The organism is Hyunsoonleella jejuensis, assembly GCF_900111025.1.
In the GTDB taxonomy this organism is placed as follows: Bacteria; Bacteroidota; Bacteroidia; order Flavobacteriales; family Flavobacteriaceae; genus Jejuia; species Jejuia jejuensis.
Genome location: NZ_FOFN01000003.1, coordinates 17,648 through 37,494, shown reverse-complemented (window position 1 = coordinate 37,494; position 19,847 = coordinate 17,648). Strand labels below are relative to the sequence as shown.

General features: G+C 33.3%; 16 protein-coding genes. 2 read left to right on the top strand and 14 right to left on the bottom strand.

Annotated elements, in window-relative coordinates; translation table 11 throughout:
• Positions 1 to 41 precede the first annotated feature (41 nt).
• From BMY39_RS10190 to BMY39_RS10180, 3 genes are all read right to left on the bottom strand, one after another.
• Positions 42 to 1,508 carry a DUF389 domain-containing protein gene (locus tag BMY39_RS10190; RefSeq protein WP_092579292.1) on the bottom strand — a complete coding sequence of 489 codons (1,467 nt, stop codon included), beginning with the start codon at positions 1,506 to 1,508 and terminating at the stop codon, positions 42 to 44.
• Positions 1,509 to 1,574: 66 nt separating this feature from the next.
• Positions 1,575 to 2,654, bottom strand: coding sequence for a mannose-1-phosphate guanylyltransferase (locus tag BMY39_RS10185; protein WP_092580243.1), 1,080 nt, complete (start codon positions 2,652 to 2,654; stop codon positions 1,575 to 1,577).
• A complete protein-coding gene (locus BMY39_RS10180; protein WP_092579290.1) occupies positions 2,647 to 3,255 on the bottom strand; it encodes a SprT-like domain-containing protein in 609 nt (202 codons plus the stop codon). The genes BMY39_RS10185 and BMY39_RS10180 overlap by 8 nt, the downstream gene beginning before the upstream one ends.
• A 93-nt stretch (positions 3,256 to 3,348) precedes the next feature.
• On the opposite strand from BMY39_RS10180, the gene BMY39_RS15095 reads away from it, so the two are divergent.
• Positions 3,349 to 4,125, top strand: coding sequence for a class I SAM-dependent methyltransferase (locus BMY39_RS15095; protein WP_177176584.1), 777 nt, complete (start codon positions 3,349 to 3,351; stop codon positions 4,123 to 4,125).
• On the top strand, positions 4,122 to 5,597 hold the full coding sequence (locus tag BMY39_RS10170) for a glucosyltransferase domain-containing protein (protein WP_092579286.1): 1,476 nt from the start codon (positions 4,122 to 4,124) through the stop codon (positions 5,595 to 5,597). Before BMY39_RS15095 ends, BMY39_RS10170 begins: the two co-directional genes overlap by 4 nt.
• Before the next feature lie 2 nt (positions 5,598 to 5,599).
• Here BMY39_RS10170 and BMY39_RS15255 read toward each other — a convergent pair whose 3' ends face one another.
• The 11 genes from BMY39_RS15255 to porU form a co-directional block, all read right to left on the bottom strand.
• Positions 5,600 to 5,896 (bottom strand): hypothetical protein, encoded by a 297-nt coding sequence (locus tag BMY39_RS15255; protein WP_245738252.1) that lies wholly within the window; start codon positions 5,894 to 5,896, stop codon positions 5,600 to 5,602.
• Positions 5,890 to 6,534 carry a glycosyltransferase family 2 protein gene (locus BMY39_RS10165; RefSeq protein ID WP_245738250.1) on the bottom strand — a complete coding sequence of 215 codons (645 nt, stop codon included), beginning with the start codon at positions 6,532 to 6,534 and terminating at the stop codon, positions 5,890 to 5,892. The genes BMY39_RS15255 and BMY39_RS10165 overlap by 7 nt, the downstream gene beginning before the upstream one ends.
• 117 nt (positions 6,535 to 6,651) lie before the next feature.
• The gene (locus tag BMY39_RS10160) at positions 6,652 to 7,293 is read right to left on the bottom strand and encodes an HAD family hydrolase (RefSeq protein WP_092579284.1); all 642 of its coding nucleotides are present in this window, start codon (positions 7,291 to 7,293) and stop codon (positions 6,652 to 6,654) included.
• 4 nt (positions 7,294 to 7,297) lie between these two features.
• Complete coding sequence (locus BMY39_RS10155) at positions 7,298 to 9,259, bottom strand: T9SS type B sorting domain-containing protein (protein ID WP_092579282.1); 1,962 nt, start codon at positions 9,257 to 9,259, stop codon at positions 7,298 to 7,300.
• A gap of 237 nt (positions 9,260 to 9,496) precedes the next feature.
• Entirely contained in the window at positions 9,497 to 10,180 is a 684-nt protein-coding gene (locus BMY39_RS10150; RefSeq protein WP_092579280.1) for an SDR family NAD(P)-dependent oxidoreductase, read from the bottom strand.
• Positions 10,173 to 11,159: a M20/M25/M40 family metallo-hydrolase gene (locus BMY39_RS10145; protein ID WP_092579278.1), complete on the bottom strand. Its 987-nt coding sequence runs from the start codon at positions 11,157 to 11,159 to the stop codon at positions 10,173 to 10,175. Before BMY39_RS10145 ends, BMY39_RS10150 begins: the two co-directional genes overlap by 8 nt.
• A 95-nt stretch (positions 11,160 to 11,254) precedes the next feature.
• Positions 11,255 to 12,898, bottom strand: coding sequence for a pyruvate dehydrogenase complex dihydrolipoamide acetyltransferase (locus tag BMY39_RS10140; protein ID WP_092579276.1), 1,644 nt, complete (start codon positions 12,896 to 12,898; stop codon positions 11,255 to 11,257).
• 3 nt (positions 12,899 to 12,901) lie between these two features.
• The gene (gene pdhA, locus BMY39_RS10135) at positions 12,902 to 13,900 is read right to left on the bottom strand and encodes a pyruvate dehydrogenase (acetyl-transferring) E1 component subunit alpha (protein ID WP_092579274.1); all 999 of its coding nucleotides are present in this window, start codon (positions 13,898 to 13,900) and stop codon (positions 12,902 to 12,904) included.
• A gap of 174 nt (positions 13,901 to 14,074) precedes the next feature.
• Positions 14,075 to 14,557, bottom strand: coding sequence for a cytidine deaminase (gene cdd, locus BMY39_RS10130; protein ID WP_092579272.1), 483 nt, complete (start codon positions 14,555 to 14,557; stop codon positions 14,075 to 14,077).
• A 102-nt stretch (positions 14,558 to 14,659) separates the two neighbouring features.
• Complete coding sequence (porV, locus tag BMY39_RS10125; RefSeq protein WP_092579270.1) at positions 14,660 to 15,901, bottom strand: type IX secretion system outer membrane channel protein PorV; 1,242 nt, start codon at positions 15,899 to 15,901, stop codon at positions 14,660 to 14,662.
• 34 nt (positions 15,902 to 15,935) lie between these two features.
• Positions 15,936 to 19,823 carry a type IX secretion system sortase PorU gene (gene porU, locus BMY39_RS10120; RefSeq protein WP_092579268.1) on the bottom strand — a complete coding sequence of 1,296 codons (3,888 nt, stop codon included), beginning with the start codon at positions 19,821 to 19,823 and terminating at the stop codon, positions 15,936 to 15,938.
• Positions 19,824 to 19,847 lie beyond the last annotated feature (24 nt).

Here is a 19,847-nt window from a genome sequence, read left to right as displayed (position 1 = left end):
GAAACTATAATTATTACCTTCTAAGACTTCCTAAATCCCACCTAATTCAAACGCTTTACAATTAACGTATCCAATTTTAGTTTAAACTTAAGCCAATTCTCAAACCTTTTTTTGTCTTTTGTTCTTGATGCTTCATTTGAAAGGGAATCTATCCATTTAATTTCAAAAACTGATATTGTATCCATTCTTTCAAAATTTGAAGAAATAACATTCGAGTAAGAAATCTTTTCTATTGCATCATAATTTAATTTTATTTCTTTTGTAAGTTCATCAAATGCAAGGTAATTTTTTTCTAAGAGCGTAAGTTGCTTAACCTTGTTTTCAAGAAATCTAATTTTCTCGGTTTGCGACAATAAATCTAGAGAGTCTCTAGCTCTTAACTCTTTCATATATTTGAAATTATCTAAACCTTGACTTTTACTTTGATTAAAAATAAGTTGTGTACCCTCAGCTAATGCAGGATATCCAGATAAACGACTTTTTAATACATCGATTGTGGTCTCTGGTATTTCATCCAATCCGAAAGAATTTAAAAGAATCATATTATCCTTATTGCCTCCGTATTTATATGTAGAATTACTTTTAATGTACTCTGCGTGAGGCAATGCACTTAATTCCTTATCCACAAACAATGCCGCATCTCTTTTAAAATTACTTTCCTTATAAACATCAACAAAAGTAAAACTAGCAGGAATCATTACGATAATTGCCAAAACCGTAGCTATTCTAGATATTAATCTACGTTTTTTGGAGTTAGCGTATCGCAACATAGGAAACCTTAAAAGCTTTAAAACAATAAAGGTTGCTAAAGCAATAAAAATGGTGTTGATCGTGAATAAATACATTGCTTGTCCAAAGTACACCAAATTGCCTTTTGCTAATCCGTAGCCAGCAGTACAAAGTGGGGGCATTAATGCCGTGGCAATAGCTACTCCAAAAATAACTGACGCTATAGTCCCTTTTTTGGTTCTTGCAATTATAAGTGCCAACCCTCCAAAAAAAGCGATTAGCACATCCCTAATATCAGGTTTTACACGACCTAACAGTTCAGAAGTATCTTCACTAAGTGGAAAAAAACGAAAAAACAGAAATGCTGTTAATAAACTAAGTACAATCATAATTGCCAAGTTTATTAAAGAACGCCTTAAAGTATCCACATCATTAATTGCTATGGATAACCCAACACCAAGAATTGGCCCCATTAAAGGAGAAATTAACATGGCCCCAATAACTACTGCCGTAGAATTTGCATTTAAACCTACTGAAGCTACAAAAATTGAACAAATTAGAATCCAAGCCGTTGCTCCCTTAAAGGAGATATCACCCTTAATTGCTTGAATAGTTGCATCTCTATCAGTGTCCTCTCGAAAATCAAGAAGTTCGTTTAAGAATTTTTTTGTGCTCGTCAACAAACCTTGAGCATCTTTTTTTACCTCTTCTTTAGATTGCTCAACATTATGTTCCTTTTTTAACTCCTCTTCAGAAAAATTAAACTTATTTTCTTCCATTCTGTATTTAAGTTATATCCATTCATTACGAATATAATACAAAATAGAATAGGTTATACCCAAGTACTAACCGTAATTTTCCCCAAATTTATCCTTTACCGCTTTAAGTGTTTTCTTGATATCTTGTTCCTTTGATTTTGGATAAATCAGTAAAACATCCTCCTTATCTACGATAATGTAATCGTCTAAACTGTCAAGAACAACAATTTTATTATTGGCAGTACGAATCATATTTCCCGAAGCATCGTTTATTAAAGTTCGAGCATTAACAATGGCATTATTAGACTCATTTTTATCTAATTTATCATACAAACTACCCCAGGTTCCTAAATCGTTCCAATCAAATTCTGCAGCTATTACAAAAACATTATCCGATTTCTCCATAATGGCATAATCCACTGAGATATTTTCAGCCTTAGGGTAATTCTCTTTGATAAAGTTGCTCTCAGAATTTGTATTGTAATACCCGACACCGCTTTCAAAGAGTTCGAATAACTCAGGTTGATTGTTTTTGAAAGCATTTACGGCACTTTTTACACTCCACATAAAAATACCTGCATTCCACAGGAAATTACCTTGAGCGATAAACTTCTTTGCAGTTTCATAATCTGGCTTTTCACGAAACTGATTCACCGATTTTATAGAACTATCTGAAGTTTTATCGAACTCTATGTAACCATATCCAGTATTTGGAAAAGTTGGATGGATACCAAGCGTCATTAATGCATCATTTTCTGAACAAAAATCAAAAGCTTCTTTTACGTTCTTAGAAAAGGTAACTTCATCTTCAATCCAATGATCACTTGGTGCCACAATCATTACTGCATCAGGATTTTCTTTTTGAATCTTTAAGGATGCATATAAAATACATGGTGCTGTATTTCTCATTGCAGGCTCTAAAACAACTTGTCTTTGCTCAACTTCTGGTAGTTGCTCTAAAACCAAGTCATTATAACGCTCATTGGTTAAAATTAAAATATTTTCTTTTGGAATTAAATGTGATAATCGTTGAAATGTTTTTTGTATCAAAGTATCACCTGTCCCTAACATATCATGATATTGTTTTGGAAAATCCTGAGTACTTACAGGCCAAAATCTAGATCCAACACCTCCTGCCATTAATATGGCGTAATAATTTTTATTCATTGTTTTCATTTATCAGTTCTACTTCTGCGTTATGATTAAACAGGTATAGTTTTCCTGTATTGACTTCAATACATTCAAAACGTTTTACACGTTTTTTACCCATTTTAAATATTCTACCGTTATGTAATTTGAATAGTCTTCCAAACGGAATTTCAAAAATATAAGTTTTATTATTGAGTATATCAAATTCTTTTAAGGCCAATGCCAATTTAATATCAGTATCACTACTAGCTTTTGGGTTTTTAAAATGTGAAGCTAGCAATGGTAGTAGCTTATTTGGGAAAATCTCAGGATTTAAAAAGGGTAACATTAAATGCTGAAATGTTCGCTTCCATTCAACACCGTGAGGTTTGATAAACCTCCCATATTTTTGAAACGCCTCAAAATGAGCAATTTCGTGAATTAAAGTAATAAGAAACTTATATTGGTTTAAATTTGAATTTATAGTGATTTGGTGTTTGCCATTAGGTAAAGGTTTGTAGTCTCCATGTTTGGTTTTACGTTCCTTTTTTATTTTCACAACCAAATTATCATGCTCTAAAAGCGAATTCACCTTCGGAATTGCTTGTGTTGGAATGTGATTTTGGATTTGGTTTTGCATCATCACAAAAATAAAAGAAAGTTTAAAAATAAATTAATGAATCAGCCTGAATTAAAACTAGTTTCTTAAGGAACAATATAAAGTTTCTAGCTTATGAATTGTTATATTTACAAGCGAAATTTAATTCAACTTTTTTATATTTTTATAATGTTTGAAGATTATCCAAAAAAACGACTTCCACTCTCTAAAGAAATTGAAAATATCTATATCAAGCATTATAAATCTAACAGAAATGGCAGTACTGCAGCATCTGGAATAGCTAAAAAAATGGAGCAATGGCTTCATAAAAAAGTTAGCGAAGATGTTGATAAAATACATTCAAAAAAAACTTTAGAAATTGGTGCTGGAACATTAAACCAACTCAAATACGAAAAATCCAGCCATTATGATATAATTGAACCGTTTGAAGCACTATATAAGGATTCTCCTTTTTTAAAAGATATCAGCACTATATATGAAGATATTGATGACATTGATTTAGAAAAAAAATACGACCGTATTACATCCGTAGCAACATTTGAGCATATTTTAGATTTACCAAAAGTAGTTGCTAAATCATGCTTGTTAATGGAATATAATGGAACGTTACGCACTAGTATTCCTAATGAAGGAACTTTTTTATGGACTTTAGGTTGGAAACTAACTACAAGTATAGAATTTAAATTAAAGTATGGTTTAGATTATTCAAATCTTATGAAACATGAACATGTAAACAACGCAAATGACGTGGATGAAATACTAAACTATTTTTACGGCACCAATATTTGCAAAGTTTTCGGTATAAGTAAAAATATTGGATTTTATAGATTCTATGAAAGTAAAAATCCTAACATAGAAAGAGCCAAAGCATATCTTAAATCTATTAAATGAATTTTACGCTCACCAATACGCAAACAATCTTAACCTACTTTTGTACAGCATTATTAATCTGCTTTGGACTAAATCTAGATATATTTAAAGACTATGCATTTTTAGATGCTTACGAATTAATATATACCGCCGATAGAGTCGACAATTTTTATTCTTTATTTATCGAAAATGGAAGACCCTTATACGGTATTTGGTGTGAGTATTTGTATGGCTATTTTTTTGAAACTATTACCGAATTAAAATGGCCTAGGGCTTTTGCCACTCTATGTTGTATTGTTTTTTCTACCCAACTATTTAAGTTTTTAATTAGTATAGGGTTTAAAACATACGAATCTGGGGTTTTCGCACTTTTAGTCTTAGCATTACCCACGTTTACAGTATATTTTGCCTGGAGTACAACTTCACAAATACCTTTATTACTTATAACTAATTTTTACGCAGGAGAACAATTACTTAAAGGTTTTAACAAACAAAGAGTTTTATGGGTACCTGTTATTGTAAGTCTTTTAATCATAGTTACATCTATGTTTTTGTATCAGTCTACTGCTACAACTTTTATTTTACCATTCTTAATAAAAACTATTAAAACAAACGAATTTGATTTAAAGGTTGTTCAAAAATATATTGTCTTTACTTTTTTTTGTTATCTATTTTATTACCTAATTTTTAAGCTTACCATAAACATTTCAGGACTCGAAGCAGCTAATAGAACATCGCCTAACCTCTTAGTTTTTACTAAAAAAATTATTAAGTTTTTTATTTTTGAACTCAGAACTTTAGTGAAAAATAGTGGTTTTTTAATACTTCCTAAATTATCATTGGTAATTGGCATAGTTTCTTTTTGTGGGTTTTTCATTCTTAAAAAGAAGCAAAAAATAGGTTTATATTTTTTATCCAGTTTAATTTTGGTCCTACTATTTTGTTATTCGCCATACCTATTGTCCGGTCAAAACTATTTTTCATTAAGAACAATTTCCACTACTGCAATAGTCGTACTTTTTTATCAATTCTATTTTTTAAGATATTTAGCATTGAAATATAAAAAATTAAAATTTGGACTAGTCTTTTTAACTATTTCGATACTAGTCTTATCTTTGTTTAACCAAAAAAAATATGTTGCTGGTTTGCAACATAAAGAGTACCTTATATTAAAAAAATCATTTGAAAGCTTTGATATAAATAATGTTGACAAACTAACCATTATCATACCTAAAAATGACCATTTACAAAAATACGGAAATTTAAAAAATGGTTTTTCAGATGAGTTTGGGCGTTTATCTTCAGCAAAAATTTGGGCACCAAATCATTTATTTTCTCAAATAAAATGGGAGCAAAAAAATACTAAAACAAAAGAAGAAGTATTTCCTGTTGGGAATATAACTGTTTCTACACTAGAAAATTTAAAAAATAGAAACCCCAAAAACACTATAAACCTTGAAGAGTTATTTATAATAAAAATTCCTAAAAAGTAAAACTATTCAATGTTTGTTTTTTTAACCAAATAATGTGGTCTGTTTTTACTCTGCATGTAAATTTTACCAATATACTCTCCAATAATCCCTAGTAAAATCATATTAACACCTCCAATAAAAAGCACACTCAAAATCACAGAAGTCCAACCCTCAATAGTCTTATCCGTAAAGCTTGAAACATATAATATATAAATGGAATAAATTACAGTAAAAAAAGAAATAAAAGCGCCTAATAATACTGCATATCGTAGTGGTTTTACAGAAAATGAGGTAATGCCAGTTGTTGCAAAATTCAACATTTTCTTAAATGAATATTTAGTTTTCCTGTAAACCGTTTATCAGAATTATACTCAACCGCGATTTGCTTAAAACCTACCCAACTGACTAAACCTCTATAAAACAAATGATATTCAGATATATCTTTAACAAGTATATCGACTATTTTTTCATCTAAAAGTCTAAAATCTGCCGACCCCTTTTTTAATTTTACATCTGTAAGATAATTTGAAAGCTTATAAAAAAGAGTTGAAGACAAACGCTTAAAAGGATTTGTGAAATTATCTTTTCTAACAGTGTAAACAATATCATAGCCTTCTTTCCATTTATTTATCAAAGATTTCAAAACTCCTGGTGGATGTTGCAAATCAGCATCCATAGTTATTACACAATTACCTGATGCATTTTCTAAACCAGCTCTTAATGCGCTTTGATGACCAAAATTTCTAGAGAAAGATATGTATTTAACAGCTTTATCACTAGCTGATAATTTTTCAATAATCGAAAGCGTACTGTCGTTGCTATTGTCATCAATAAAAATAAATTCAATTTGTTTCTTGTCTAAAGTAGACTTGATCTTGTTATATAACTCAACTATATTACCTTCTTCATTATAACAAGGAATTACAATACTTGCAGTTATATCTTTTTTGGAATCCATTTTCATTTTTAAAAAAATTAGTAATTATTTGAAACAACCAATTTAGCATCACAATTTACACTCTATAATATATAAAAAACCCCTAAAGACAATTGGATTAAATTTAAAAAAAAGCAGCTATTGAATAATCTCTATAAGTCGTGACATAGATTTAAAAGTTTTAGTAGCCAATGCTTCCAACTCATTTTTATAATCGTGTTCTGTATACCCAAATACATCAAAACCTCCGGCCAGAGCAGCTTTGACGCCTGAAATACTATCTTCAATAACTAAACATTCATTTGGATTAAAACCCATTGTTTTTGCTGCCCATAAAAAAACATCAGGCTTTGGCTTCCATTTTTGTATGGCGTAACAGCTAAAAATTTTATCTTCAAAATAAGGTAATAATCCTGTAACCTCAAGGTTTAATCTTATTTTATTTTCTGGCCCACTAGAGGCAACACAAAACGGAATTTCCAAATTTTTAACTACATCTATTATACCATTTATAGGCTTAATATTCTCTCTAAAAGCCTCAAAGGTATTAATTCGATAATCTTGTTCGAAATGTATTGGTAACGGTTTGTTAATTCTTTCAGAAATAACATGCATGCATAAATTAAGCGCTTTTCCTTTTAAATCTATAAGAGATTCTTTAAAATCCATATTGGCACCCAATTCGTTTGCCATATCAACTAAAACACCAATGGCTATAGATTCACTATCTATCAAAACCCCATCACAATCAAAAATAATACACTTATAGCTTTTACTCATAATCTTACCGTTTTAACGTAAAATGACCAATTACTTCACGTTCGTTGTTCAATTTAGCAACAAACCAATAATCAGAAGTCATCAATTGTTTCCCGTTAAATGTTCCATCCCAACCTTTACTATTTCCAGCAAGTTGTTTAATTAGCTTTCCATACCTATCGTAAATTAACACTTTAGCATTAGGGAATTTCTGTAAGCCTTTAATTTGCCAAGTATCGTTTATACCATCACCGTTGGGCGTGAAATATTTTGGATAATCCACTAAAATAATGGTTTGTGAACCTACACCACAACCTATTTTATCTTTGTAGTAAACGGTGTATTCCCCTCCTACCAAATCATTAAATATGTTTGAATCTTGATACCTTATGCCATCCAATGAATATTCTAGTGCATCTTTTACTTTTGGTATGATCTCAATATAATTAGCATCAGATAGTTCATTAATTTTAATATCTCCAATTTCAGGTGGTTGTGATTGCTCCAACCTAAATTTAAACGAATTTTCACATATAACCCCTCCAACATCACTCGATACTGTTACTGAATATTCACCAATTAATGCTATATCGGCTTCAAATGTATTTGAAATTAAGGTACCATCCTCATACATCCATTCCCATGTAAGAAATGCAGGGTCTAAACTTAAAGAAATTGATGGGTCTGAATTACAAATTAAATACTCGTCCTGCAATTCAATTTCTGGCCTTTGAACCGAGAGTTCAACAAAGTTACTTTCTGTACAGTTTTCAGTAGATTCCAACTTAACCCTATACAAATCGCTATTAATTAAGTCCTCCGGTATGGTTACCGAAATTGAACCGCTTGTATTAGATGAAATACTTTCTAACAAAGTAGCGTTGCTAAAATTACCTTCACCATCACTCAAATAAATAGAAAACGTAGTGTTGGGCAAAAACTGACCCAAAAGCGTGTAAGACACATCAAAACTACTTCCTGGGCACAAAGGTTGAGATATTTGGCTATCTATAGTAATACCTTTAAGAATATTATCATATACTGAAGTAAAAATTTGCCCTTCTTTTGAATATACGACAACAACATCACTATAGGTATGATTAATTTCTAAATTATGGCTGTCGCCCAAGGCCACTATCACAGGCGAATCAAATGTTTCTCCTTGATCGTAGCTTACATTAAACAATAATTCCCCTGCTGCATTTTTATAACCATCAATCAAAGTGCCTCTATCATCTGCAACCAAAGTTCTTCCATTTTCCTTACCATCATTCACTCCTAAAGACACTAAAAAATTTTCACCTGTATTGACATTTATTTTATATCCAATATCGTTTGTCTCACCCCCACCACCAACAAAAATAAAATCACCGCAAGGTCCTTCACTTAAGGCGTAACTTGAGAAAAAAATTCTGGGCACATTTTGAAAACTAACAGGTTGGTATGTAACACCTGAATCTAAACTCTTGAAAAGATATAATGTTGGATCATCTGCAGGCACATAAACTACGCCATTTTTATCTGTTCTTACATCCGCATAAATATAGCCAGGAAAACTACGTGATCTAAAAACACCTTCGCCATAATTATCATTAGCATAAACTACAGACCCTAACCTATCAATAATATATACCATGTTTTTATAGGTAGTCATGTGTACAGCATCCCCTCCTCCACTACCTATAGTTACAGGTAGGCTAAATGTATTTCCTCCATCAGTACTTTTTGAAAAAAGAATTGAAGTCCCTTGTAACCAAGCTACAAATACATCACCTCTATCATTTACCGCAATTTCAGTTTCTCCAATCGCATTAGCCACTAAAACACTAGGTAAAAAGCTTTGACCCCTATTTGCACTTTTAGCAACCCTAATTCCCGAAGTCCCACTATAAACAACATATATTTCACCTTCTTTATTAATGGCAATATTTCTGCTAGTATTTGCTTGACCTATGGAATTACTAGTATGCGCAACGTCACTTACCAAAACATCTGAATATAGAGGTGTTTGGGCAAAACTTAAAGATATACAGATTAAAGCTGTATAAAGAACAACTAATCGGTAATTGACATTTAGGGCTATATATAGTTTTAAGGTTTGTATTTTTTTGAATTTACTTGTTAGTTGAATAACGCAATATTAAAGAACGCGTTATTTCTAATATATTATTATCGTTAAACGCCTACAATAATGGTTAAATTTGATAAATTATTTGTGAATTACTTAGGGTGTAGAATTAGAAACTTGTAATAATTTCCCGTTGTAGTATTTATTTCCAGTTAATGAAAAATTAAAAATATATTGCGCCATTTCTAAAGCTGTTATTGGTGCTTCGTAGCCTGGAAAGGCTTCTTCCAACATTTCGGTTTGTACCGCGCCTAAGGCTAAAACGTTAAATGAGATTCCTGACTCTTTATACTCTTCAGCCAATAATTCTGTTAATGTAATTACTGCTGCCTTGCTAGAACTATATGCTGCCAGCCCGGGAAACTTCATACTACCTTGCACGCCTCCCATTGAACTTATAGTTACCACATGGCTTTTGTTTTCCATAAAAGGCAAAACAATTCTCGTAAGCTCAGCAACGCCATAGACATTAGTTTTATAAACATTTTCAAAATCTTTTATTGTAGTCTGTGAAAAAGACTTGTTTAACAGTGCGCCAGCATTGTTAATGAGAATATCTACCGTTTTCCACTCTGTTTTAACAAAATTCTCTACTGCTTCGTATGAATTGTTATTATTTAAATCAAAAGAAAAACAAGTCACATTATTTAATTTTAAATTTTGGACAGGTTTTTCATTTCTAGAAAGTGCCAACACATTATGTCCTGCTTTTGAAAATAACTGTACCAATTCAAATCCAATACCCCTACTTGTTCCTGTAATTATAATATTCTTACTCATAATTCATTTTAATTTCTTTTGATGCTACATTTACCATACCCTCTATTGCAGGAATCATCTTATTTATAAAATTTGTCATATGTTCAAAATCCATTTTATCCGTTTCGTCATCTACATGATGATAGTATTCAAAATTTGTAAAGTCAAAGGTTGAAATAGCATGTGCCGGAACATTAAACGCTTTATAAAATGGGTAATTATCAGAACGCATGAATAATTGAAACTGCTTTGCTTTAGGTAAAAAACCTATAATTTCTGAACCAGCATATCTATTCAACTGATCTGCAATATTAGATTTTCCATAACCAGAAACGTAAGCCATAATTTCATTTTCAGCCCTAGGTACACCAATCATTTCAAAATTTATCATTGTATACAAATCGATATCAGTGGCCTTAAGGCGTTCAGCTAAATGATAAGATCCTTTTAAACCCATTTCTTCCGCTGCATATAGTGTGAATAATATACTCCGCTTACTATTTTTAGTTTTTGCGAAATATTTAGCCCATTCTAAAACAGCCACAGTCCCTGAGGCATCATCGTTTGCGCCGTTTGCAATGGTGTCACCATTTACCTCTTTTCCTTTACCTATATGATCGTAATGCGCACCAAGAATTATAAATTCTTTTTTTAGATATGGGTCGTTTCCTTCTAAATACCCAACAATATTGTATCCAATAATATCTTTAACATTAAAGCTATCGCGATAGGTTTTAAAATACGGTTGAATTTTATTGTCTTTAAAAAAGGTTTCAATAAATACTGCTGCCTTTTCTATGCCTGCCGTTCCTGTTTGCCTACCCTTTAGTTCATCTGAAGCCAAATATGCCATACTCTGCCTTACAGATTCTAAATTAGCGTTAGTATTAACACTTACTCCATCTTTACCATCTTGCCCATCTCTTCCTTGCATTCTAATAGCACAAGACGCTATTAGTATTAAAAACAAAAGTGAGATATATTTTTTTATACTTTTCATTTTTATGTTAAAGATAAAAAACCTGCTTCAATCTTATTGAAACAGGTTTTAAATATTTGCTTTTACCCTTTTTACTGTAAACAGGGTAATATTGATTACACCAACATAGTTACAGGATTTTCAATATAACCCTTCAAGGTTTGAAGGAATTGAGCACCTGTTGCACCATCAACCGTTCTATGGTCACAGGCCAATGTTAACTTCATAGTATTTCCAACTACAATTTCTCCATTTTTAACTACTGGTTTTTGAACAATGGCTCCAACTGATAAAATTGCTGAATTAGGCTGATTAATAATCGACGTGAAATAGTCTATACCAAACATACCTAAATTAGATACTGTAAATGTGCTACCAGACATTTCATCTGGAGTTAATTTTTTATTTCTCGCTTTTCCAGCAAGTTCTTTTACCTCAGCTCCTATTTGTGGTAAGCTTTGCTCGTTTGCAAAACGCACTACAGGTACAACCAATCCATCAGGCACTGCAACCGCAACACCAATATGTACATGATTGTTTAAGCGCATTTTATCATCAAACCACTGCGAATTTACTTGCGGATGTTGTTTTAATGCTAAGGCGCACGCCTTAACAACCATATCGTTAAATGATATTTTCGTGTCAGGAATAGAGTTGAACTGTGTTCTAAAAGCAATGGCATTATCCATATCAAACTCAACCGCCAAGTAATAATGTGGCGCAGAGAATTTAGATTTAGTTAAAGACTTCGCAATAGCTTTACGCATTTGAGAATTTGGTATCTCATCAAAATCTTCTTGACCAGATGGTACAAATTTACCAACTGCTGCTGCCCCTGCTGCAGGTTCGTAATTCTCTATATCTCTCTTAATAATACGTCCGTTTTCACCAGAACCTTGAACTTTGGTTAAGTTGATTCCCTTTTCTTCAGCTAATTTCTTAGCCAATGGTGATACAAAAACACGGCCATCTTCCGTAACAGGAGTTGGCGCGGGTGCTTTGGCTTTTGTTTCTGTTTTGGCTGGTGCAGCTTTTGCAGCTTCTGGTTTAACTTCAGCTTTAGGCGCTTCTTCCTTATTAGCGGGTGCTGATGATGCTGAGAAATTCGCAGCAACTCCAGAAACATCCGTGCCTGCAGGACCAATAATAGCTAAAAGTGAATCTACTTTTGCAGATTCTCCTTCTTTCAATCCTATTTCTAATAAAGTTCCTGATTGGAATGATTCAAATTCCATAGTGGCTTTATCGGTTTCTATTTCGGCCAAAATATCGCCTTCTTCAACAGTATCTCCAACATTCTTTAACCAAGTAGCTACCGTTCCTTCTTCCATGGTATCACTTAAACGTGGCATAGTAACAACTATAACACCTTCTGGCAATTCTTGAGAAGTAGCTGCAGTAGTAGCTCCACTTTCTTGAGATTCTTCAGCAGCGGCACTTGGAGGATCTTCAGTCTGAGCTTCTTCGGTCTTATCAGTCGAATCAGTTCCTCCTCCATTTAAAATGTCAGATATATCTTCACCTTCTTCACCGATAATGGCCAAAAGTTCATCCACTTTTGTGGTTTCACCTTCCTGAACGCCTATATGTAATAAAGTGCCTTCATTGAAAGACTCAAACTCCATAGTAGCCTTATCTGTTTCAATTTCAGCTAAAATATCACCTTCTTCAATCTTATCTCCTACTTTTTTTAACCAAGTTGCGACCGTTCCTTCTTCCATGGTGTCGCTCAAACGCGGCATATTTACAACTATTGCCATATCTTATAATTTGTGTGGTATAAATGGATAATCTTCCTGCTCGTAAACCATATCGTATAATTGCTGCACTTCTGGGAATGGAGATTCCTCTGCGAACTTCTCACATTCGGCAACTTTAGCCTTTACACGCTTATCAATTTCTTTTATCTCGTCTTCAGTAGCGTATTTCTTTTCAAGGATAACATCTTTAACCTGTGTTATTGGGTCAATTTTTTTATATTCCTCTACTTCATCCTTTGTCCTGTAATGCTGCGCATCAGACATGGAGTGTCCTCTATAACGGTATGTTTTTAATTCTAAAAATGTTGGTCCGCCACCTTTTCTTGCCCGCTGTATAGCTTCATCAAAAGCTTCTGCTACTTTCACAGGATTCATTCCGTCAACCGGTGAGGAAGGCATTTCGTATCCTAAACCTAGCTTCCAGATATCATCATGATTTGCTGTACGTTCTACTGAAGTTCCCATAGCATAACCATTGTTTTCACAAACAAATACTACCGGTAAATTCCAAAGCATTGCAAGATTAAACGTTTCATGCAAAGACCCTTGTCTTGCTGCTCCATCTCCAAAACAGCATAAAGTAACCGCATCACTACCATGGTATTTATCGCCAAAAGCAATTCCTGCTCCTAATGGAATTTGGCCACCAACAATACCATGCCCACCATAAAAACGGTATTCTTTGGAAAAAATATGCATAGAGCCTCCCATACCTTTTGAAGTTCCTGTTGCTTTGCCGTACAATTCTGCCATAACTCGCCTAGGATCTTCCCCCATGCCTATTGGCTGAACGTGATTACGGTAGGCAGTAATCATTTTATCTTTAGTCAAATCCATAGCGTGTAAAGCACCTGCTAACACAGCCTCTTGACCATTATATAAATGAAGAAATCCTCTTACCTTTTGTTGTATGTATACTGCGGCAAGTTTGTCTTCAAACTTCCTCCAGAATAACATGTCTTCGTACCATTTGAGGTAAACCTCTTTTGTGATTTTTTGCATCAACGAATTTTTATGGTTATTTGCGAAACACAAAAGTAATACTTTACTAGGTATTGGAAAAACCCTTTATGACTGAAAGTGGAAAAAATGTGAAAAAACTAGAAATTATATCTTTTTTTAGACGAATCTTTTAATTCAATAAAAATCAACTAAAATTTTAAAATAATAAATGCCCTATAATTGAGATTTATCAAAAATTAGAGGCAACAAATTTTCTAAAGAATTGGATTTCATGACCTTCCCTGAAGTACCCATAAAATAAATTTCGATAGGTGATTTTTGCCTAACCTCATATTCTGCAATAGCCTGCCTACAAGCTCCACAAGGAGGAATAGGTTGAGACGTTTTACCTTTTAATGAGCCGGCAACGATTGCTATTTTTAAAAAATTAGCTTTTGGGTATTTTGCTCCTGCATAATAAATCGCCGTTCGTTCTGCACACAAACCTGATGGATATGATGCATTTTCTTGATTATTACCAGTGATTACCTCATCATTATCCAACAATATCGCTGCGCCTACTGCAAAATTTGAGTATGGTGCGTGTGCATCTAAACGTGCTTTTTTTGCTGAATTTATCAATTTACTTACTTGCGGTGGTAACTGATTTTCATTTTCAAAAACAAATAATGCTGTTTCAATTTTTATTTTTTTCATAAGTAAACTAAGCTGTACTTAAAAATACAATTCCTTTTTAAACAAAAAAAACTATTGCCCAAAGAACAATAGTTTTTTTGTTTAATTAAAAATAGACGTTTTCTAATATTCAAAATACTCGCCAGCTCCAATATTGAAAGTAAGCGAGAACCTTAACGTGTTTTCAAGAGGACTTTGTACCCTCGACGCTGAGAACAAATAAGATAAATCTATATTTATAACATTGTATTTGAAGCCAGCACCAAGAGCTAAAAACTTTCTTGCCCCCTTTTCCTCGGCTTCATTAAAATATCCTGCTCTAAAAGCGAATGAGTCTTGGTATAAATATTCTGCACCAAGCGACCACGTAAATTCTTTTAATTCTTCACTGAAACCGCCAGGAGCATCACCAAAGGATTGGAACATCCCCGATAAGAAACCTACATCATCTGATTGTCCTTGAAAAATTACATTTTCACGTGTTGGGTTTGCATCTAAATCATCAATATCTTCCTCGTATGTTCCGTTGCCGTTATTATCTGTAAACCCATATTCATCGCCCAAAATTGGTGGGGTTGGCACCAAAAGTTTTGCTACTTCGGCCGTTACAGATACTTTGTTGTAATCATCAAATATAAAATCAAATCCACCTCCCAGTCTTAATAATGTAGGTTGAAAATTTTCTACACCACCATCATCATATTTAAACTTAGGACCGATGTTTTGTATGGCGAAACCACCCCTCCAACGTCCATTAAAATCGTTATAGGCAGTCTCCTCACTTTGATAATATCCCGAAATATCTACTCCAAATGTATTTGCTGAAGACGCATCGTTATTACCAACATTCAATCGTAAATCAGATCGTAAGTAGCGCATGGCTACAGACATTGCGAATTGATCTGAAAGCCTTAAGGCGTAAGACGCATCAATAGTAAGTTCGTTTGGTCGCTGTATTAAGGCTTCAGAAAACTCATCAGCTCGAAACTCGATATCCCCTAAAGAAAAGTATTTAAAACTTGCTGCGAAAGAGCTACGTTCATCAATTCTATTAAAATAGGTGACGTTACCTAAAAATATATCGTTTACAAGTTTACTTAAGTATGGTGTGTAGCTAATACCAACACCTGATTTAGCTTCAGAAAATACATATTTCGAAGAGTTCCACTGTTGTGAAAATGCATCGACTGAGGTTGCAACACCCATATCCCCCATTGCAGCAGCCCGTGCATCTGGTGCAATTAATATGAAAGGCACTCCTGTAGTAATAACACGAGAATCATTTTCATTAGGAATAATTACGGTTTGCGCGGTTAAGTTTAGCGTAAATACTAATGCAGATAACGCTATTAGTGTATTCTTCATAGTTGAGTTTTATAGTTGCAAATATAATTTTTTATTACAGTATCACAAGTTTCTCTATCTTCTCCACTTTCTTATTGAGAAGATTAGATTTTACGGTTAGCTTGTAAACATAAACACCTTTTCCAATTTTATCACCAAAATCGTCTCTTCCGTCCCAAACAATGTCTTTAGATAGAGAACTTGTTGCTTTTATACCTCCAGATGTTTGTCCGTTTAACGTTCTCACCAATTTTCCAGAAACCGTGAATATTTGTATAGAAACGTCTAAAGGTTCCGAACTATTGTGATTAAACCAAAATTCTGTATAGTTAACAAACGGATTTGGATAATTCAATACATTATTGATGACCAATTCCTGATTTTCATCAAACACTATAAATTGAATCTCAGCTGTTGACGAGTTATTGTAAACATCCCAAGCTTTTAATGTTAGCGTGTGCAACCCGGGTTCTAAATTTCTAAACGGAAAACTTACGGTTCCTTTTTGGTAATCATCTACTTCTGTTTCGTAATAATCGTTTAAAATAAAAGGATTTGTCTCATCACCATCAATTATCGCTGATATATCATGACCGATACCACTTGCGGTATTTATGCCATTTGCATCTTCTAACTTCGCAAGAAGTGTAGGCGATTCGTTTGTTATGCCCCCAGAAACAAAGTTTTCATCGTTCATGTAAAGTGTAATAACTGGACCAATGTTATCTACTTCGGCATTTTCGTTAACGCCTCCAATTCTAATATTGGCAACATCTCCACCTGATTGATCTTCAGACAATTGTTCGTTTTTTGCATAAAAACTTACCCTTCCCAGACCTACAGGTATGGCAATATCCTTGGGTACTACAAAATCAAATTCAAATCGACCATTTGTAACTGAAGCTTGCCCTCTAAATACAATAGGCCCGAGTGTCTTAAAATCCATCACTACTAGTTCCCCTCCGTTTGTGATACCATCATTAGCCAAAGTTTTTCTGTCGATAAACTTATCGTAGATCGTAGTAGATACTATTCCATTGTAATTGTTCAATAGATTACCATTTACATCGGTAACTTCTCCAGCAAACTTTATTTTACTAAGTGCTTTTAAAGTATCGGTAGACTGAGCAATAGGTACATCGTTTATTTCTGTTAAACGAATATTTGGTTTTGCAAAAGCTAATTTCATAGCAGGGTCGCCAATGTAAAACACTAAACGCCTTTGTCCTGCAAAACCAATGCTTTGGTCTGTTTTTGTTAGTCTTAAAGCTTCAGCTGCAGATGGGTATTCGTAATCTTGGTATGTATCATTATCACTAAACGAAAATAAATATTGCCCCAAGGTATTATTAAAGTTTATACCGAAATTAACAAAAACTTGTCGTGTAGTTGTAATTAAACTTATCGCACCTGCCTGTTTATTCCAATAGGTAAATTCTCCTGCAGTTTTTCTAAATGGATTATCGAACTTCGTAAATTCGCATGTTACTGTTACAAAGCAATTAAACTTACAAAAGTTCTTAAAGTTTTCTATCGAAGGAATATCTAAAAGGCGCTCTTCGGATAACCCATCTTCACCTCCATGCCCAAAATAGTTTACCACTAAAGCTCCACTATCTATAGCATTAGAAAACTCCTCAACCGCATCTGGATATCTTTCACCTCCAGCAGAAGATTCTTGTTTAAATGAATCTGCATGTATTTTCACTACGTTAACAAATGGCTTATTTGCAGTAACTAGGTTGCCGACATTATCCGTAGTTTCTTGAATAATACCTTCCCAATCTTTATCCACATCGTCAGATACCACCACATAGTTATTTCGCCATCGCCCAAAGGATTCTTTAGCATAATACGTCTCAATTTTATCTACCAATTCTCTTGCTCTTTGTGGCGTATCTGCCAGAATACGTCCAACAGCTATATCTAGTCGGTCACTATTAGACATAGTACCTTCGTTATCATCCATCATACCGAAAAAATCATCTGAAACAAACGAATTGGTGAGATTCAAACTACTGTAAGAATGCCATGAAGGAACTATATTGGTATTATTGGGAATTCTATCTTTATAATCGTAAGAACCATCTCCAAATAAGCATAAATATTTAATTCTTTTATCTGGGGCACTAGCATTATCATAAATATATTTTACCAAATTGCGAATAGCAGCAATATCTTGATTTCCTGTGCTAAACTCTGTGTATATTTCTTTTAGTCCAACTACTTTAACGTTGAGACCATATTGATTTTTATTAATCTCAGCTAGTCTTTCAGCTTGATTTATCATGTTGTTAGGAGCAACAATTAAATAATCAATATCTTGAAAACTGCCATTATCGCCATTAAAAATCGTGCCTTTTATATTTTGATTTCTTACTGTTGTATCTCTATCGAGCTTTGGTTGATAATAATCAGATGGCGATAAGGCGACATAAATTCGCTCTTCACCCATTTCTGAAGTAAAGCTAAATATAGTTTCCGCATCGCTATTTTCAACATTTTTTATATCGTAAATGTTAGTAATATCCCAAACCTCTGCTAATTTAGATGCATTAGAAATACTGTATTGAGCGACACCTGAATTATTGGCTACGTTGTTGTTTTTAAATTGAAATTGCCTATTGTTAAATTTTAGTAATCTTGTTGCTTCCACAGAAATATAATCCAAATAAGCTTGAGAACTTGGATTAGATTGATTGTTATAAGTTAGGTTCACCGTAATATCACTGCTTGTTAAGTTCACCGCTCCTGAATAAAATGCTGCTGAACCAATTACTGTATTACTGGTAGTGCCAAAATTTAAATTCTGTTCTAAAACATCATTTACACGTACTTCCATTGAGGTATTTACCGATGAAACTCCTGCAACATATACGCTTACCCTTGCAGGTTCTGAAGAAATAATATCTGGAAAATTAAACGTAAACTCTTGTTCATTATCAACATTAAAACGTTCTCCAAACCAACGCCTGCCAACAGTACCAATGTTGTGTATGTCTCTCTCATGAAATTGATAGTCCTGATAAGTATCAATAGATAAATCCACTGGTTCTGTAGGCTGAATTATTGGTTGTATTCGCTTACCATTGGTGCCTCCTGTTGTAACGTAATAATATGTTTTATCTGTATAACAATTTATATTCGTATTACTTTCTTCATTATACCCTTTTGGCCCTTGCCCATAGAACAAAATATAATCTTCATTGTCAAAAACGCCATCTTGTTCCCCCACTACTTTTATAGCATTTTCAGTAATATCGAAGGGTTGAGGCTCTGAGTTGCTATAGGGTATCATATTGCCACCATTGCCGTAAATTTTTATAGTTCGCGGGTCTATACCATTAACATTTACGCCTAAACTCTGCAAAAACCCCTTAGATAATCTAAAAACTCCTGTAGTATCAATATAAAATTTATGCCAATTCCCAGTTCTCAAAACTGAGTTTGAAATTACTTTAGAACCAATAAAACCCCTTGAACTTAAGCTTCTGTTTGATGTTGAAGATGAATAATTATAATTTATCTGAAAAGAAACCAACTTCTTGTACCCTCCATTCTCATCTCTAACAATTGGTGATACTTCCAAAAAAGCGAATTGCTTGTTTCTAGATGTAGAATTCTTTAAGCTAAACTTTAGACTATTGGTAATTTTCGATTTATCTATGTCTAATAACTCTTGTTCTGAAATAGATTGATATCTCGTATTAGTTATTGTCGCAGAGCCTTCATTGATTGTGTTTGAGATTTCCCACTGTGACATAAATTGTAAACCAGCATTAAAGTCGTAACTATAATTTTCCTGATTAAAAGCTGGTAACTCCATAGAATCTAACCCAAAGGTTAATCTTGTAGAGCCGTTCCAATCTATTGAAAAACTTTTTTGTTGACTAAAAGTTAAACCGGTTACGAAAAACAATAAAACTAGAAACTTCTTCTTCATGAGCTAAAATAACGTCGACAAATA

Bases quoted from the DNA above. Each gene is read 5' to 3' on its own strand.
- BMY39_RS10190 (WP_092579292.1), bottom strand. From the start codon at position 1,508: ATGGAAGAAAATAAGTTTAATTTTTCTGAAGAGGAGTTAAAAAAGGAA.
- BMY39_RS10185 (WP_092580243.1), bottom strand. From the start codon at position 2,654: ATGAATAAAAATTATTACGCCATATTAATGGCAGGAGGTGTTGGATCT.
- BMY39_RS10180 (WP_092579290.1), bottom strand. From the start codon at position 3,255: ATGCAAAACCAAATCCAAAATCACATTCCAACACAAGCAATTCCGAAG.
- BMY39_RS15095 (WP_177176584.1), top strand. From the start codon at position 3,349: ATGAATTGTTATATTTACAAGCGAAATTTAATTCAACTTTTTTATATT.
- BMY39_RS10170 (WP_092579286.1), top strand. From the start codon at position 4,122: ATGAATTTTACGCTCACCAATACGCAAACAATCTTAACCTACTTTTGT.
- BMY39_RS15255 (WP_245738252.1), bottom strand. From the start codon at position 5,896: ATGTTGAATTTTGCAACAACTGGCATTACCTCATTTTCTGTAAAACCA.
- BMY39_RS10165 (WP_245738250.1), bottom strand. From the start codon at position 6,534: ATGGATTCCAAAAAAGATATAACTGCAAGTATTGTAATTCCTTGTTAT.
- BMY39_RS10160 (WP_092579284.1), bottom strand. From the start codon at position 7,293: ATGAGTAAAAGCTATAAGTGTATTATTTTTGATTGTGATGGGGTTTTG.
- BMY39_RS10150 (WP_092579280.1), bottom strand. From the start codon at position 10,180: ATGAGTAAGAATATTATAATTACAGGAACAAGTAGGGGTATTGGATTT.
- BMY39_RS10145 (WP_092579278.1), bottom strand. From the start codon at position 11,159: ATGAAAAGTATAAAAAAATATATCTCACTTTTGTTTTTAATACTAATA.
- BMY39_RS10140 (WP_092579276.1), bottom strand. From the start codon at position 12,898: ATGGCAATAGTTGTAAATATGCCGCGTTTGAGCGACACCATGGAAGAA.
- pdhA (WP_092579274.1), bottom strand. From the start codon at position 13,900: ATGCAAAAAATCACAAAAGAGGTTTACCTCAAATGGTACGAAGACATG.
- cdd (WP_092579272.1), bottom strand. From the start codon at position 14,557: ATGAAAAAAATAAAAATTGAAACAGCATTATTTGTTTTTGAAAATGAA.
- porV (WP_092579270.1), bottom strand. From the start codon at position 15,901: ATGAAGAATACACTAATAGCGTTATCTGCATTAGTATTTACGCTAAAC.
- porU (WP_092579268.1), bottom strand. From the start codon at position 19,823: ATGAAGAAGAAGTTTCTAGTTTTATTGTTTTTCGTAACCGGTTTAACT.